17 protein-coding genes, 1 tRNA gene and 1 riboswitch are annotated in these 15,638 nt (G+C 70.2%); of the genes, 5 read left to right on the top strand and 13 right to left on the bottom strand.

What is annotated here, in order from left to right; translation table 11 throughout:
* The first annotated feature begins 168 nt into the window (after positions 1–168).
* A complete protein-coding gene (gene proP / locus ACH4UK_RS06240; protein WP_398354791.1) occupies positions 169–1,665 on the top strand; it encodes a glycine betaine/L-proline transporter ProP in 1,497 nt (498 codons plus the stop codon).
* Between the two features lie 56 nt (positions 1,666–1,721).
* Positions 1,722–1,809, top strand: a tRNA-Leu gene (locus tag ACH4UK_RS06245).
* Between the two features lie 53 nt (positions 1,810–1,862).
* Here ACH4UK_RS06245 and rdgB read toward each other — a convergent pair.
* The 4 genes from rdgB to ACH4UK_RS06265 form a co-directional block, all read right to left on the bottom strand.
* Positions 1,863–2,465: an RdgB/HAM1 family non-canonical purine NTP pyrophosphatase gene (gene rdgB, locus ACH4UK_RS06250; protein WP_398354792.1), complete on the bottom strand. Its 603-nt coding sequence runs from the start codon at positions 2,463–2,465 to the stop codon at positions 1,863–1,865.
* 68 nt (positions 2,466–2,533) lie between these two features.
* Positions 2,534–2,923, bottom strand: coding sequence for a hypothetical protein (locus tag ACH4UK_RS06255; RefSeq protein WP_398354793.1), 390 nt, complete (start codon positions 2,921–2,923; stop codon positions 2,534–2,536).
* Positions 2,924–3,046: 123 nt separating this feature from the next.
* A complete protein-coding gene (rph, locus tag ACH4UK_RS06260) occupies positions 3,047–3,784 on the bottom strand; it encodes a ribonuclease PH (protein WP_274345018.1) in 738 nt (245 codons plus the stop codon).
* A gap of 150 nt (positions 3,785–3,934) precedes the next feature.
* On the bottom strand, positions 3,935–4,168 hold the full coding sequence (locus tag ACH4UK_RS06265; RefSeq protein ID WP_007450642.1) for a glucose PTS transporter subunit EIIB: 234 nt from the start codon (positions 4,166–4,168) through the stop codon (positions 3,935–3,937).
* 220 nt (positions 4,169–4,388) lie between these two features.
* Between ACH4UK_RS06265 and ACH4UK_RS06270 the strand changes: the two genes are divergently transcribed.
* Complete coding sequence (locus ACH4UK_RS06270; RefSeq protein WP_398354794.1) at positions 4,389–5,648, top strand: PTS transporter subunit EIIC; 1,260 nt, start codon at positions 4,389–4,391, stop codon at positions 5,646–5,648.
* A gap of 281 nt (positions 5,649–5,929) precedes the next feature.
* Positions 5,930–7,195 (top strand): PTS transporter subunit EIIC, encoded by a 1,266-nt coding sequence (locus ACH4UK_RS06275; protein WP_398354795.1) that lies wholly within the window; start codon positions 5,930–5,932, stop codon positions 7,193–7,195.
* Positions 7,196–7,360: 165 nt separating this feature from the next.
* Here the strand turns inward: ACH4UK_RS06275 and ACH4UK_RS06280 are convergent, their stop codons facing one another.
* Positions 7,361–8,113: an MBL fold metallo-hydrolase gene (locus tag ACH4UK_RS06280; RefSeq protein WP_398354796.1), complete on the bottom strand. Its 753-nt coding sequence runs from the start codon at positions 8,111–8,113 to the stop codon at positions 7,361–7,363.
* Positions 8,114–8,320: 207 nt separating this feature from the next.
* On the opposite strand from ACH4UK_RS06280, the gene ACH4UK_RS06285 reads away from it, so the two are divergent.
* Positions 8,321–8,830 (top strand): type II toxin-antitoxin system PemK/MazF family toxin, encoded by a 510-nt coding sequence (locus ACH4UK_RS06285; protein ID WP_398354797.1) that lies wholly within the window; start codon positions 8,321–8,323, stop codon positions 8,828–8,830.
* A gap of 118 nt (positions 8,831–8,948) precedes the next feature.
* Here the strand turns inward: ACH4UK_RS06285 and ACH4UK_RS06290 are convergent, their stop codons facing one another.
* The 8 genes from ACH4UK_RS06290 to ACH4UK_RS06325 all read right to left on the bottom strand — a co-directional run bounded on the left by ACH4UK_RS06290 (position 8,949) and on the right by ACH4UK_RS06325 (position 15,601).
* Positions 8,949–9,899 (bottom strand): PLP-dependent cysteine synthase family protein, encoded by a 951-nt coding sequence (locus ACH4UK_RS06290; RefSeq protein ID WP_398354798.1) that lies wholly within the window; start codon positions 9,897–9,899, stop codon positions 8,949–8,951.
* The gene (locus tag ACH4UK_RS06295) at positions 9,899–10,186 is read right to left on the bottom strand and encodes a MoaD/ThiS family protein (protein ID WP_363199738.1); all 288 of its coding nucleotides are present in this window, start codon (positions 10,184–10,186) and stop codon (positions 9,899–9,901) included. The genes ACH4UK_RS06290 and ACH4UK_RS06295 overlap by 1 nt, the downstream gene beginning before the upstream one ends.
* A 116-nt stretch (positions 10,187–10,302) precedes the next feature.
* Positions 10,303–10,416, bottom strand: coding sequence for a putative leader peptide (locus ACH4UK_RS06300; protein WP_398354799.1), 114 nt, complete (start codon positions 10,414–10,416; stop codon positions 10,303–10,305).
* A gap of 69 nt (positions 10,417–10,485) precedes the next feature.
* Positions 10,486–11,283, bottom strand: coding sequence for an ABC transporter ATP-binding protein (locus ACH4UK_RS06305; protein WP_398354800.1), 798 nt, complete (start codon positions 11,281–11,283; stop codon positions 10,486–10,488).
* 31 nt (positions 11,284–11,314) lie between these two features.
* Complete coding sequence (locus ACH4UK_RS06310) at positions 11,315–12,355, bottom strand: FecCD family ABC transporter permease (RefSeq protein ID WP_398354801.1); 1,041 nt, start codon at positions 12,353–12,355, stop codon at positions 11,315–11,317.
* Positions 12,352–13,347 carry an ABC transporter substrate-binding protein gene (locus ACH4UK_RS06315; protein ID WP_398354802.1) on the bottom strand — a complete coding sequence of 332 codons (996 nt, stop codon included), beginning with the start codon at positions 13,345–13,347 and terminating at the stop codon, positions 12,352–12,354. Before ACH4UK_RS06315 ends, ACH4UK_RS06310 begins: the two co-directional genes overlap by 4 nt.
* Positions 13,348–13,405: 58 nt before the next feature.
* Positions 13,406–13,524: riboswitch (cobalamin riboswitch) on the bottom strand.
* Positions 13,525–13,598: 74 nt separating this feature from the next.
* Complete coding sequence (locus ACH4UK_RS06320; RefSeq protein WP_398354803.1) at positions 13,599–14,021, bottom strand: Mov34/MPN/PAD-1 family protein; 423 nt, start codon at positions 14,019–14,021, stop codon at positions 13,599–13,601.
* 134 nt (positions 14,022–14,155) lie between these two features.
* Positions 14,156–15,601 carry an amino acid permease gene (locus ACH4UK_RS06325; protein WP_398354804.1) on the bottom strand — a complete coding sequence of 482 codons (1,446 nt, stop codon included), beginning with the start codon at positions 15,599–15,601 and terminating at the stop codon, positions 14,156–14,158.
* Between the last annotated feature and the right edge of the window lie 37 nt (positions 15,602–15,638).

Below are 15,638 nucleotides of genomic sequence, written 5' to 3' on the forward strand. Positions count from 1 at the left end.
CACCCGCCCGCCCCACACGATCTCGACACGCTCCCCGGGGGGAACGTGTCGAGATCAAGTGAGGGAGATCGTGTGAGGGAGATCGCATCGACCCCCGAAGTCGGTTTGCGGCCGCCATGACCGCGCAGAAGCCTTTCCTGGAACACCCTTCGAGGAAAGGACCCGGCCATGGCGGCCCCCGACCCCCACCAGGCGGCCGACCCCGCAGCGGTCAAACGTCACCCCGCGCTCTTCCGGGCCGTCCGGAAGCGGCGCAATCCGCGGCTGCGCCGGACGGACATCACCGTCACGGACGACGCCGCGGTCAAGCGGGCCGTGAAAGCGGCCTCGCTGGGCAACGCCATGGAGTGGTTCGACTTCGGCATCTACTCCTACCTGGCCGTGACGATCGGGCATGTGTTCTTCCCGTCCGGGAACGAATCCACCCAGCTCCTCTCCTCGTTCGCGACCTTCGCGGTCGCGTTCCTCGTACGGCCGCTCGGCGGCATGTTCTTCGGCCCGATGGGCGACAAGGTCGGCCGCAAGAAGGTCCTCGCGCTGACGATGATCCTGATGGCGGTCGGAACGTTCGCGATCGGCCTGATCCCCTCCCACGACACGATCGGCGTCTGGGCCGCGATCCTGCTGATCTTCTTCCGGATGCTCCAGGGCTTCTCCACGGGCGGTGAGTACGGCGGCGCCTCGACGTTCATCGCCGAGTACGCCCCCGACAAACGGCGCGGCTTCTTCGGCAGCTTCCTGGAGTTCGGCACGCTGGCCGGCTACGTCGGCGCGGCGGGCCTCGTCACGGCCCTGTACGCCCTCCTGAACGACGCCCAGATGGAAGCCTGGGGGTGGAGGATCCCGTTCCTCGTCGCGGGCCCGCTGGGCCTGGTCGGCCTGTACCTGCGACTGCGCCTGGACGAGACGCCGGCCTTCCAGAAGCTGGAGGGCGGCACGGCGCACGCGAGCGAGGCGGCGGACGGCGTCGAGTCCACGGCCAAGGGCGACCTGGCGAAGATCTTCCGGCAGTACTGGCCGACGCTGATCCTCTGCATCTGCCTGGTCGGCGCCTACAACATCACCGACTACATGCTGCTGTCGTACATGCCGACGTACCTCTCCGACGAGCTCGGCTACAGCGAGACCCACGGTCTGCTGATCCTGCTGGCGGTGATGGTGTTCCTGATGGCGATCATCAGCCAGGTCGGCAAGCTCTCCGACCGCTTCGGGCGCAAGCCGCTGCTGATGACCGGGATGCTCGGGTTCCTCTTCCTCTCCCTCCCCGCGTTCCTCCTCATCCGGGTGGACGGCATCTTCCCGATCACGGCCGGCATGCTGCTGCTGGGCCTCTCCCTGGTCTGCATGCTCGGCACGATGTCCGCGGCGCTGCCGGCCCTGTTCCCGACGAACGTCCGCTACGGGTCCCTGTCGGTCGGCTACAACCTCTCCGCGTCGATCTTCGGCGGCACGACCCCGCTGGTGATCACCGCCCTGATCAGCTGGACCGGCTCCAACCTGATGCCCGCCTACTACGCGATGGCGGCGGCCCTGGTCGGGGTGATCGCGGTCGCCTGCATGAAGGAGACCGCCCAACAGCCGCTGATCGGCTCCCCGCCGTCGGTCGAGACGGACGAGGAGGCGGCGGAACTGGTCCACGCGCAGGCGCCGGAACCGAAGTTCTGAGCCGTCAAACCCGCTCACCACCTCGGCCGCCTGCCCGGTACGATGGCAGGCGGCTAGCGGCGGTGGTGCAACTGGCGACACAGCAGACTTAGGATCTGTGGCCCGTGAAACGGCTTGAGGGTTCGAATCCCTTCCGCCGCACCAAGAACGGCCTGCGGATCGAAGCACTGATGCGCAGGCCGTTTTTTCGTCTCCCGTTACCCCGCCAACTCCCGCACCACCGGCACCAAGGCCCGGAACGCCTCCCCCCGGTGGCTGATCGCGTTCTTCTCCGCCGGCGTCAGCTCCGCGCAGGTGCGGGTCTCGCCCTCCGGCTGGAGGATCGGGTCGTAGCCGAAGCCGTTGGCGCCCGACGGGGTGTGGCGCAGGGTGCCGTTCAGGCGGCCCTCGACCACGCGTTCGGTGCCGTCGGGCAGGGCCAGGGCCGCGGCGCAGGCGAAGTACGCCCCGCGGTGTTCGTCGGCGATGTCGCCGAGCTGGGCCAGGAGCAGACGCAGGTTGGCCTGGTCGTCGCCGTGGGCGCCGGACCAGCGGGCCGAGAAGATGCCGGGGGCGCCGCCGAGGACGTCCACGCAGAGGCCGGAGTCGTCGGCGATCGCCGGGAGGCCGGTGGCGCGGGCCAGGGCGTGGGCCTTGAGGAGCGCGTTCTCGGCGAAGGTGACGCCGGTTTCCCTGACGTCGGGGATGTCGGGGTACGCGTCCGCGCCGACGAGGTCGAGGTCGAGTCCCGCGTCGGCGAGGATGGCGTGGAGTTCGGTGATTTTCCCGGCGTTGCGGGTGGCGAGGATCAGGCGCTTCATGGGGCGATTATCGCCGCAGGCGCGGGGCGGGCCGGTCGCACCCCGGACCGGCCCGGCCGCCCGTGGTCCTACGGCGTGCAGACCTTGCCGATCTCCGTCGCCGCGTCCGTCACCGGGGTGATGTCGGGGGTGGCGTCGCCGCCCTCGATGGACTTGCGGACGCTGGTGACGCCCGCCTGGAGGTCGTCGACGGCCTTGGAGAGGTCGGCGTTGTCCGTGGTGTCGTCGAGCTTCTTCAGCTCGCGGTCGATCTCGTCCAGGGACTCGGAGGCCTGGGTGACGTCCTCGGAGGCGTTGGAGACGGCCTTCTGGAGGTTGCCGACGCTGGTGGCGATGGCATCGGCGGTACGGACGCAGTCGAGCGCCTTGTCGAGGCCGGCGCAGCCCACGGCCGTGGTCAGCGTCAGCAGGGTGGCGGCGGTGGCGAGTGCGAGGCGTTGGTGGCGGCGCGAAGCCATGGTGCGGTCCCTCCCCGGGGGTCGATACGTGGACGGACGCACGGTTCGACCCGTGCGCCCGTATCCGTAACGACGCTCTGTGGTGCGTATTTGGTTGCTTCTTTACCCGCGAAGGGTGGGTCGCTACGCGTCCTGGGTGCGGGCGAGTGCGTCGCGCTGGAGCGCGGCGAGGTCGACGCAGCCGGCGGTGGCGAGGTCGAGGAGCGCGCCGAGTTCCTTGCGGTCGAAGGGCGCGCCCTCGGCGGTGCCCTGGACCTCGACGAAGCGGCCGTCGCCGGTGCAGACGACGTTCATGTCGGTCTCGGCGCGGACGTCCTCCTCGTAGCAGAGGTCCAGGAGCGGGGTGCCGTCGACGATGCCGACGCTGATCGCGGCGACGGTGTCGGTGAGCGGCTTGCGGCCGGCCTTGACGATCTTCTTGCCCTGAGCCCAGGTGACGGCGTCGGCGAGGGCGACGTAGGCGCCGGTGATGGCGGCCGTACGGGTGCCTCCGTCGGCCTGGAGGACGTCGCAGTCCAGGACGATGGTGTTCTCGCCGAGGGCCTTGTAGTCGATGACGGCGCGCAGCGAACGGCCGATCAGGCGGCTGATCTCGTGGGTGCGTCCGCCGATCTTGCCGCGGACGGCTTCGCGGTCGCCGCGGGTGTTGGTGGAGCGGGGCAGCATGGAGTACTCGGCGGTGACCCAGCCCTCGCCGCTGCCCTTGCGCCAGCGCGGGACGCCTTCGGTGACGGAGGCGGTGCAGAAGACCTTGGTGTCGCCGAAGGAGATGAGGACTGAGCCCTCGGCGTGCTTGCTCCAGCCGCGTTCGATGGTGACGGGGCGGAGCTGTTCGGGGGTGCGGCCGTCGATGCGAGACATGGGCCCGACTTTATCCGCTGGGCGGGGGTGGCTCCGTTCGGGTGCGGTGGCGGCCGCCGTGGACCGCGTGCGCGGGGGCGTCGGGGCATGACGCGGCCCCGCCCACCGGTGGAGGACGGGGCCCGCGGGGTCCGGCGTGGGGTCAGCCGGTCACATCATGTCTTCGATGTCGGCGGCGATGGGGTCCGCGTCGGTGCCGATGACGACCTGGATCGCGGTGCCCATCTTGACGACGCCGTGGGCGCCGGCGGCCTTGAGGGCGGCTTCGTCGACCTTGCTGGGGTCGTGGACCTCGGTGCGGAGGCGGGTGATGCAGCCTTCGATCTCGTCGATGTTCTCGATGCCGCCGAGCCCGGCGACGATCTTCTCAGCCTTGGTGGCCATGTCCTTCTCCCTGGTTTCACGCGCAGACGGCCGCCCGCTGCGGGTCCGTTTCGTCACGGTAACGCACGGTTGGCCCAACTTCGCGGGCGGGTAACCGGACGATCCCGAAGGATGACGATCACCGGCGCCCTGCCTTCGGGACGGACCCCGGACCGTGACGCAACTGGTCTACACCAGTATGCGACGCCCGCCAAACGTGATGTGTTCCGGGAGGACGCCCATGAGTTCGAGCGCCGCTGCGGTACCGCAGCGAAAATGGTGGAACGGACCGGTCCAGGGCCTTCAGAAGGTCGGGCGGAGCCTTCAGCTCCCGGTGGCCGTCCTCCCCGCGGCGGGCCTGCTCGTCAGCCTCGGCAACCTGTTCTCCTCCTATCTGCACGGCGCGTTCTGGGACAAGACCTCCGCGGTCCTGCTCAACGGCGGCACCGCGATCCTCAACGGCGAGCTGGGCCTGCCGCTGCTGTTCTGCATCGGTGTGGCCATCGGCTTCGCGAAGAAGGCGGACGGCTCGACCGCACTGGCGGCCGTCGTCGGCTTCCTGGTCTACCGGGGGGTGCTGACCGCCTTCCCCATGGACGGCACCGTGACCGACGAGCTGCCCGCCGGCGAGCCGCAGAACCCCGGAGTGCTGGGCGGCATCCTGATCGGACTGCTGACCGCCGTCGTCTGGCAGCGCTACCACCGCACCAAGCTGGTGGACTGGCTCGGCTTCTTCAACGGCCGCCGCCTGGTCCCGATCCTGATGGCGTTCCTCTGCGTCATCCTGGGCGTGCTGTTCGGGCTGCTGTGGCAGCCGGTGGGTGACGGACTGACCTGGTTCTCCAAGCAGCTGATCGACCTCGGCTCGTGGGGCGCGGCGATCTTCGGCTTCGCGAACCGGCTGCTGATCCCGGTCGGCATGCACCAGTTCCTGAACACGTTCTTCTGGTTCCAGGCGGGCGAGTTCACGGGAGCCGACGGCGCGACCGTCCAGGGCGACATCACCCGGTTCTTCGCCGGGGACCCGTCGGCCGGCCAGTTCACCTCGGGCTTCTTCCCGATCATGATGTTCGGTCTGCCCGCCGCGGCCCTGGCCATCACCCACACCGCACGGCCCGAGCGCCGCAAGGAGGTGGGCGGCCTGATGTTCTCGGTGGCGCTGACCTCGTTCATCACCGGGGTGACCGAGCCGATCGAGTTCTCGTTCATGTTCGTCGCACCGCTGCTGTACGGCGTGCACGCGGTGCTCACGGGGGCCTCGATGGGCATCACCTGGCTGCTGGGGGTGCACGCCGGGTTCACGTTCTCCGCCGGGTTGATCGACTACGTCGTCAACTGGCATCTGGATACGAAACCCTGGCTGATCCTCCCGATCGGCGCATGCTTCGCGGTCGTCTACTACGTGATCTTCCGCTTCGCGATCACCAAGTTCGACCTCAAGACACCGGGGCGCGAACCGGAGGAGATCGAGAAGGAGATGGAGAACGACCTCACGAAGTAGCGAGGACCAGCAGGACAGCGGGGTCGCGGACCCTGCCGCACCAGGCCCGCACAAGGCCCTCGGACCATCCGGTCCGGGGGCCTTCGCCATGTCACCGAACGTGCCGGATCTGCTACTGCGAATCAAGAGGGGAATTGAAGGTTCCTTATCTAACCCTCACCGTGCTAAAACTGGTCTACACCACTGAGTGGTCCAGACCACGGCTGTCTGCCGCCGTCTGTCGAGTCGCCGCCTCCCCGCATCAATGACCCGGGCGGCACCGTGCCCCATGGAGGATGTTGATGACCACGGCTGAGACCGCACCCGCGGCCGAGAAGAAGAAGGGCGCAGGCGTGATGGCCGTCATGCAGCGCATCGGCCGCAGCCTCATGCTGCCGGTCGCCGTGCTGCCGGCCGCCGCCCTCCTGGTCCGCCTCGGCAACGACGACATGCTGGGCCGCGAATCGTTCCCGACCTTCATCACGAAGCTCGCCGGCTACATGGCCGCGGGCGGTGGCGCCATCCTCGACAACATGGCGCTGCTGTTCGCCGTCGGTATCGCCATCGGCTTCGCGAAGAAGTCGGACGGCTCGACCGCCCTGGCCGCCGTCACCGGCTACCTCGTCTTCCAGAAGGTGCTGGCCACCTTCACGGACGGCAACCTGCCCCAGGTCGCCACCGTGGTCGACAACAAGATCGTGATGGTCGACGCCCCCGTCAACGCCGGTGTTCTCGGCGGTGTCGTGATGGGCATAGTCGTGGCCCTGCTCTACCAGAAGTTCTACCGGACGAAGCTGCCCGACTGGGCCGGCTTCTTCAGCGGCCGCCGCCTGGTCCCGATCCTCTCCGCCTTCGCGGGTCTGGTCATCGGTATCGTCTTCGGTCTGATCTGGCCGGTGCTCGGCGCCGGTCTGCACAACTTCGGTGAGTGGCTCGTCGGCTCCGGCGCGGTCGGCGCGGGCATCTTCGGTGTCGCCAACCGTGCGCTGATCCCGGTCGGCATGCACCACCTGCTGAACTCCTTCCCGTGGTTCCAGGCCGGCGAGTACGACGGCGCCCACGGTGACATCGCCCGCTTCCTGGCCGGTGACCCGAACGCCGGACAGTTCATGACCGGCTTCTTCCCGATCATGATGTTCGCCCTCCCGGCGGCCTGCCTCGCGATCGTCCACTGCGCCCGCCCCGAGCGCCGCAAGGTCGTCGGCGGCATGATGTTCTCCCTCGCGCTCACCTCGTTCGTCACCGGGGTGACCGAGCCGATCGAGTTCACGTTCATGTTCATCGCCCCGGTGCTGTACGCGATCCACGCGGTGCTGACCGGTGTGTCGATGGCCCTGACCTGGGCGCTCGGCATGAAGGACGGCTTCGGCTTCTCGGCCGGTCTGGTCGACTTCCTGCTGAACCTGGGCATCGCGTCGAAGCCCTGGCTGCTGGTCCTGGTCGGCCTCTGCTTCGCGGTGGTCTACTACGTGGTCTTCCGCTTCGCGATCATCAAGTTCAACCTCCCGACCCCGGGCCGGGAGTCGGACGAGGAGCTCGCCGAGCTGCAGAAGGCCGAGGCGAAGTAGCCTCCGCGCCACGCAGCACGGCACGCACGACGCACCACGCCGGAGCCCCCGCCGCCCGAAGATGTCTTTCGGGCGACGGGGGCTCCGGCGTACGCAGCACATCTCGTCCCGGGAGTCCCACGGAGCGGGTCGCGGCGGGGCGGGTCACGGCGGGGCGACCGGCTCTCAGATCTCGTACACCGCGCCCGGAGCCGCCAGTTCCACCGGGCCCGGATAGACCGCACGGGCGTCGGCGGCGTTGCGGTCGGCGTCGGTCCACGGCGGGATGTGGGTGAGGACGAGCCGGCGCACGCCGGCGCGGGCCGCCGCCTCGCCGGCCTCCCGGCCGTTGAGGTGCAGGTCGGGGATGTCCTCCTTGCCGTCGACGAACGACGCCTCGCAGAGGAACAGGTCCGCGTCCCGCGCGAGGTCCTCCAGCGCGTCGCAGGCCCCCGTGTCGCCGGAGTAGACGAGCGCGGAGCCGCCGTGCTCGACCCGGATGCCGAAGGTGTCCACGGGGTGGCAGAGCTTCTCCGTACGGACCGAGAAGGGGCCGATCTCGAAGGACCCCGCCTTGAGGGTGTGGAAGTCGAAGACCTCGCTCATCGCCCGTTCGGAGGGGGTGTCGCCGTGCGCGGCGGTCAGCCGCTGTTCGGTGCCCTCGGGGCCGTAGACCGGGACGGGGACGGGGCGGGCGCCGTCGTGGCGGTAGTAGCGCACGACGAAGTACGCGCACATGTCGATGCAGTGGTCGGCGTGCAGATGGCTGAGAAAGATCGCGTCGAGGTCGTAGAGACCGACGTGGCGCTGCAGCTCGCCGAGGGCGCCGTTGCCCATGTCGAGGAGCAGCCGGAAGCCGTCGGCCTCTACGAGGTAGCTCGAGCATGCCGAACCCGTGGACGGGAACGAGCCGGAGCAGCCGACGACGGTGAGCTTCATGGAGCGTGAACCTCCGAGACGTGGGAACGGGGAGGGTTCGTGCGTATCCCGCGGGAGCTCTTCAGGGTTCCCGCGAGATGGGTTTTGCGGTTTGTCGAGCGTAAGGCGCGAAACTCCACGTCGCTCCTCCGCTGCCCTCCGTTGTGGGGGAACTCACCTGCTCTGTCACCGGTTCGATGGAAGCGCGCCCACCGGTACGGTCGGTGGATGAACACGTTCTGGTGGGTGGCGCTGGTCGCCGTGGTTCTGCTCGCGCTCGTCGCCACGGTGGTGGACGGGCGGGGGCGCTCGGACCGGGGCCCCCGTTCGCGACGGCCCCGGCAGCCGGAACGGAGGGCCGGCACCCGGCCGCCGGGCAGGCCGTCGGGCCCGGAGGGGCGCGGGGACGGGCGTACGCCGCGGGCGGGCGAGGTCTGGTGGGCCGATGTGCCGTACGAGGACGGGCCCGGGTCGAAGGACCGGCCGTGTCTGGTCATCTCGGTACGGGGCCGGGGCCGGGGACGCACGGCGCTGGTCGCCAAGATCACCAGCAAGCATCACGAGGAGCGGCCCGGGGTGATCGCGCTGCCCTCCGGGACCGTCGGCGACCGGCAGGGGCGGCGGAGCTTCCTGGAGACGGACGAGCTGCGGGAGGTGCGGCTGGTGGGGTTCCGGCGGCGGGTGGGGGCGGTGGAGCCGGAGCTCTGGGAGCGGGTGCGGGGGTTGGGGGCCGGGTGAGGGCGGGGCCCTGGTTTCGGGGCGCTGCCCCGGGCCCCGCTCCTCAACCGCCGGAGGGGCTGGAAAGACGTCCTCGAACGCCGGACGGGCTGAATGGTGCGCCCGGACGGGGCTGGGGCTATGCCCAGAGCTGGCCCTGGAGGGTTTCGATGGCCTCTTCTGTCGTTGCGGCCGTGTAGACGCCGGTCGACAGGTACTTCCAGCCGCCGTCCGCGACGACGAAGACGATGTCGGCGCTCTCCCCCGCCTTGACCGCCTTCTTGCCCACGCCGATCGCCGCGTGGAGCGCGGCGCCCGTGGAGACGCCGGCGAAGATGCCCTCCTGCTGGAGCAGTTCGCGGGTGCGGGTGACCGCGTCGGCGGAGCCCACGGAGAAGCGGGTGGTGAGGACCGAGGCGTCGTAGAGCTCGGGGACGAAGCCCTCGTCGAGGTTGCGCAGCCCGTAGACCAGGTCGTCGTAGCGCGGTTCGGCGGCGACGATCCGGATGCCGGGGCGGTTCTCGCGGAGGTAGCGGCCGACGCCCATGAGGGTGCCGGTGGTGCCGAGGCCCGCGACGAAGTGCGTGATGGACGGGAGGTCGGTGAGAATCTCCGGTCCGGTGGTGGCGTAGTGGGCGCCGGCGTTGTCCGGGTTGCCGTACTGGTAGAGCATCACCCAGTCCGGGTGCTCGGCCGCCAGCTCCTTCGCGACGCGTACGGCGGTGTTGGAGCCGCCCGCGGCCGGGGAGGAGATGATCTCGGCGCCCCACATGGCGAGCAGGTCGCGCCGTTCCCGGGAGGTGTTCTCCGGCATGACGCACACGATGCGGTAGCCCTTGAGCCTGGCCGCCATGGCGAGCGAGATGCCGGTGTTGCCGCTGGTGGGTTCCAGGATGGTGCAGCCGGGTGTCAGCCGGCCGTCCTTCTCGGCCTGTTCGACCATGTGGAGCGCCGGGCGGTCCTTGATCGAGCCGGTGGGGTTGCGGTCCTCCAGCTTGGCCCAGACGCGGACGTCCTCGGACGGGGACAGCCGCGGGAGGCGGACGAGGGGAGTGTTCCCCACGGCCGCCAGCGGGGAGTCGTACCGCATCAGCGCATGCCGCCGGCGACGGCCGGGAGGATCGTGACGTTGTCGCCGTCGCTGAGCTTGGTGCTGATGCCGTCGAGGAAGCGGACGTCCTCGTCGTTGAGGTAGACGTTCACGAAGCGGCGGAGCTGTTCGCCGTTCGCACCGTCGACGATGCGCTCCCGGATGCCGGTGTGGCGGGTCTCCAGGTCGGCGAAGAGGTCGGCGAGGGTGTCCCCGTTGCCCTCGACGGCCTTCGCGCCGTCGGTGTAGGTGCGGAGGATGGTCGGGATGCGGACCTCGATGGCCATGGCGTGGGCTCCTGTCGAAAGCGTGGAGGAGGTGGCGTGGGGGCGCGCGTTTCTGCCCCCGCGCAGGGGGTGGTGCCGGGTGGTGGGCGCGCGGACCGCGGCTCAGGCCGGGCGGCTCACGGGCAGGCTCGGTCGGGACAGATCGCGCTGGCGAGCCTGCACAGGTCGACGTGCAGCCGCGCGACGAGCAGCGCGCCCGGCGTCTTGTCGCTCACGTCATGGGGAACCATGCGGGCATCGTATCGATTCCCCGTCCGGAAACCCGAGTGTGATCCCACATGATGGATGGAGAGCGACCACTATGTGGACGCGCGGCGGTGGAGGGAGTCCTGCGGGAGGTAGACGACGGTCGGTGCGCCGGTCTTCGGGTGGGTGCTGACCTCGGCGGCCACCCCGTACACCTCGGCGAGCAGCTCGGCCGTGAGGACCTCCTCCGGGGTGCCGGAGGCGACGACGCGGCCGGCCTGGAGGACGTAGAGGCGGTCGCAGTAGTACGCGGCGAGGTTGAGGTCGTGCAGGGCGAGGAGGTTGGTGGTGCCGAGGTCGCGGACGAGGGAGAGGATCTCCAGCTGGTAGCGGATGTCCAGGTGGTTGGTCGGCTCGTCCAGGACGACGAGGGAGGGCTGCTGGACCAGGGCGCGGGCGACCAGGGCGCGCTGGCGTTCGCCGCCGGAGAGCGAGGCGAAGGTGCGGGGTCCGAGTGCGGCGACGCCGACCCGGGCGAGGGCCTCGGCGACCAGGGCGGCGTCGGCGGCGCTGTCCGCCTCCCAGAACCGCTTGTGCGGGGCGCGGCCCATCGCGACGACCTGGCCGACGGTGAGCTCGAAGCCTGCCTGGCCGTCCTGCGGGACGGTGGCGATCCGCTGGGCGCGGGCCTTCACAGGGAGGGCGGCGAGGTCGTCGCCGTCGAGGAGGACGCGGCCGTGGGTGGGGCGCAGGGTGCCGTAGACGCAGCGCAGGAGGGTGGTCTTGCCGCTGCCGTTGGGGCCGACGAGGCCGACGGTCTCGCCGTCGGCGGCGATGAGGTCGACCGCGTCGACGAGGTGGCGGCCCTCGCCGGTGCCGTACGAGAGTCCCTCGGTGCGCAGGGTGGTCACGGGCAGGCTCCCTCGGGAGTGCGTACGGTCGTCATGCGGGCGCTCCCTCGGGCCTGCGGCGGAGCATCCAGAGGAAGAACGGGCCGCCGGTCAGCGCGGTGAGTACGCCGACCGGGATGTCCTGCGGGGCGGCGAGCGTCCGGGCGGCCAGGTCGGCGAGGACCAGGAACACCGCCCCGCCGAGCGCGACCACCGGGAGGAGCGCCCGGTGCGAGGCGCCGACCGCCATCCGGGCCATGTGCGGGACCATCAGCCCGACGAAGCCGATCGCCCCGCTGTACGCGACGAGCACCCCGGTCATGAGGGAGGCGAGGACGAAGACGGCGGCCCGGAAGCGGGCGGTGTCCAGGCCGAGGACGGTCGCGCCCTCCTCCCCCACCAGGAGCAGGTCGAGCGGGCGGGCCAGGGTGAGCAGGACGGCGGTCCCCGCGACGAGGGTGATCGCGGGGAGCGCGAGCATGTCCCAGCGGGCCGCGCCGAGGCCACCGAGGGTCCAGTAGAGGACTTCCTGGAGGTGGTCGGCGCGGGCGGAGGTGACCAGGATCAGGCTGGTGAGCGCGGAGAGGACGTAGGAGACGGCGACGCCGGCGAGGACGAGCCGGTTGGTGGTGAGGCCGCCCCCGCCGCGGGCCAGGGCGTAGACCAGCAGCAGGGAGAGCAGCGCGCCGGCGAAGGCGGCGGCGGGGATCGTGACGGTGGTGGCGAGGGTGGCGCCGATGCCGAGGACGATCACGAGGACCGCGCCGGTGGAGGCCCCGGAGGAGACGCCGAGAAGGAACGGGTCGGCGAGCTGGTTGCGTACGAGGGCCTGGAGGACGGTGCCGATGACGGCGAGTCCGGCGCCGACGACGATGCCGAGCAGGACCCGGGGCAGCCGGACGTCCAGGACGATCGTGCGGAACGGTCCGGCCTCCGCCCGCCCGGTCAGGATGTCGAGGACCTGGCCGGGCGGGATGCGGACGGAGCCGAGGGCGAGGGCGGCGAGCACGGCGGCGGCCAGGAGCGCGGCGAGGGCGCCGAGCACCAGGGTGTAGCCGAGCGGCCGCCGCGGTGCGGAGGCGCGGCAGGTCACGAGGGGGAGGCCGCCGGGTGGAGCTGGGCCGCGAGCTTGTCGACGGCGGCGGGGACGCGGACGCCGAGGACCGCGTCGGAGAGCGGCATGACGGCGAAGCGCCGGTTCTTGACGGCGGGGACGTCGGCGAGGGCCGGGTCGGTCAGGAGGCGCTTCTTCTTCTGTTCGACGGTGGTGGAGCCGTAGTCGTAGATCACGATGACCTCGGGCCTGCGGTCGACGACGTTCTCCCAGGAGGCGTCGCCGAAGGGCTTGTCGAGGTCGGCGAAGACGTTGCTGCCGCCGGCCCGCTCGATCAGCTCGTTGCCGATGCCCTCGCCGCCCGCGGTGAAGGCGGTCTTGTCGCCGCTGTCGTAGACGAAGACGGAGACGGGCTTGATGTCGGCGAGCTTCTTGGCGGTGGCGGCGTTGTCGGCCTTGGCCTGCTTGATCCACGCTTCGGCGCGGTCGGGGACGCCGAAGGTGCGGCCGACCTCGCGGATCTCCTGGTAGAGGGTGTCCATGGGCCGGTCGCCCTTGGTGCAGCTCTCGGTGTTGAGGCGGGTCTCGACGCCGGCCTTCTCGAACGCCTCGCGGCCCCGGCCGTCGCCGGCGGTGAAGGCGCTGCCGTATCCGCCGTAGACGAAGTCGGGGTTGGCGGCGAGGACCTGTTCGTAGGAGGGGTACTCCTTGGCGAGGACCGGGACGGACGCGTAGTCCTCTCCGTATTTCGGCAGGACCTGGTCGTCGAGGTAGGCGGTGCCGACGAGGGACTTCGTCAGGCCCAGTTCCAGCATGATCTCGGTGACGTGCTGGTTCATGGTGACGACGCGCTTCGGCGGGGCCTGGTACGTCGTGGTGACGCCGCAGTTCTTGACGGTGTACGGGAAGCCGTCGCTCCGGCCGGCCGCCTCGTCCCCGGCGGCGGTGTCGCCGTCCGGGGAGGAGCAGGCGGTGAGGGCGAGCGGGAGCAGCACGGCGGCGGCTATGAGCGCGGGGGTGCGCCGGGGCATGGCGGGGCCTCTCCGGGGGATTTCCGCGTCCCCTGGTCGATGCGAGAAGGCGGCGGGCCAGTTCCTGGCTTCCGGGCCGCCCTCCGGTGCGGGGTCGTCCGCTGGGGAGTCGTCCGCGTGGGAGGGGGCCCGGTCACAGTGGCGGGACCGTGCCGGATTCGCACCGGCTTCCTGGTTCCTGCTGCCTTGTGGTCGGGTCTGGGGTGCAGTGTGCCAGACCCGGGCGGCGGCCCCGCGAGGCACCCGGGCGGTCAGTACGCCTCGACGACCTGCACGTCTTCCTCGGTGATCTCGCCATCCACGATGCGGTACGAGCGGAACTGGAAGGGGCCCGAGCCGTCGGTGTCGGCGGTGGAGACGAGAACGTAGTGGGCGCCGGGTTCGCCCGCGTACGAGACGTCGGTGCGGGAGGGGTAGGCCTCGGTCGCCGTGTGCGAGTGGTAGACGATCACGGGCTCCTCGTCGCGGTCGTCCATCTCGCGGTAGAGCTTGAGGAGGTCGGCGGAGTCGAACTCGTAGAACGTGGGCGAGCGGGCGGCGTTGAGCATCGGGACGAAGCGCTCGGGGCGCCCCGTCCCGGCCGGGCCCGCGACCACTCCGCACGCCTCGTCGGGGTGGTCGGCGCGGGAGTGGGCGACGATCTGGTCGTAGAGCGTCTGGGTGATGGTCAGCATGGCGCCAGGATAAGACCGCGGGCCCCCGCGTACCGGTGGGTGGTACGCGGGGGCCCGCATGCTGGACACGGTCGGCCGTTGGGGCGGCCGGGGGCGGTCCGGGAGAGGGGCGGTCGTGGGGCCCGCCCCCGGGGTCAGCGGTTGCCGGAGGAGGCCTTCTCCGGGGTGCGCGCCTGGAGCACCCGGTAGGAGACGAAGAGGATGAGCGCCCACAGCGGTGCGCAGTAGAGCGAGATCCTGGCGTCCTTGTCGATCGCCATCATCACGATGACCATGCCGATGAACAGGAGCGCGAACCAGCTCGTGTAGGGGGCGCCGGGCGCCTTGAACGAGGACTGCGGCAGCATGCCCTGGTCGGCGAGCCGGCGGTAGCGGATCTGGCTGATCAGGATCATGATCCAGGCCCACATGCCGGAGATGGTCGCGAAGGAGACGACGTAGTTGAACGCCTCGCCCGGCCACTGGTAGTTGATCCACACGCCGACGAGCATCAGGGCGGCGGAGAACGTGGTGCCCACCAGCGGCAGGCCGTTCTTCGTCAGCTTGGTGAAGGCCCGGGGGCCCTGGCCGTTGAGCGCGAGGTCGCGGAGCATGCGGCCGGTGGAGTACATGCCGGAGTTGCAGGAGGAGAGCGCCGCGGTGAGGACGACGAAGTTGACGATGGCCGCGCCGACGCCGAGCCCCATCTCCTCGAAGGCCTTCACGAACGGCGAGACGCCGGGCTTGAAGGTGGACCACGGCACGACCGAGAGGATCATGATCAGCGCGCCGACATAGAAGACGGCGATGCGCCACGGCACGGTGTTGATCGCCTTGGGCAGCACGGTCTTGGGGTCCTTGGACTCCCCGGCGGTGACGCCGACGAGTTCCACGGCGAGGAAGGCGAACATGACGATCTGGAGCGTCATGAGCGTGCCGGTGATGCCGTTCGGGAAGAAGCCGCCGTCGTTCCAGAGGTTGGAGACGGTCGCGGTGTCTCCGGCGTCGGAGAAGCCGAGGGTGAGAACGCCCGCGCAGATCAGGATCATGCCGATGATGGCGGTGACCTTGACCATCGAGAACCAGAACTCCAGCTCACCGAAGAGCTTCACGGAGATCAGGTTCGCACCGTACAGAATGATGGTGAACACCAGAGCGGACAGCCACTGCGGAATGTTCCACCAGTACGTCATATAGGTGGCCGCGGCCGTGACTTCGGTGATTCCGGTGACGACCCAGAAGAGCCAGTACGTCCAGCCGGTCACGAATCCGAAGAACGGGCCGAGGAATTCCCGGGCGTACTCCGCGAAGGAGCCGGAGACCGGGCGGTACATGAGGAGTTCGCCCAGGGCCCGCATGATGAAGAAGATGACCAGGCCCGCGATGGCGTAGGCCAGGATGAGGCTGGGTCCGGCCCGGTCGATGGCTTTGCCCGCACCGAGGAAGAGCCCGGTGCCGATCGCTCCGCCGATGGCGATCATCTGAATCTGACGAGCTCCCAGACCGCGCTGGTATCCCTCGCCACCGGTCCCGGCGTCCCCGGCGTCGCCGCCGGGCCGACCCTTGTCGACCTGTCCCTCGTCGACCTGCGCCGATGTCATGTTGGTGCGCCTTTCTCCACGCCGATCCGCGCCGTGC

It is taken from the genome of Streptomyces sp. NPDC020884, from assembly GCF_044333935.1.
GTDB lineage: Bacteria > Actinomycetota > Actinomycetes > Streptomycetales > Streptomycetaceae > Streptomyces.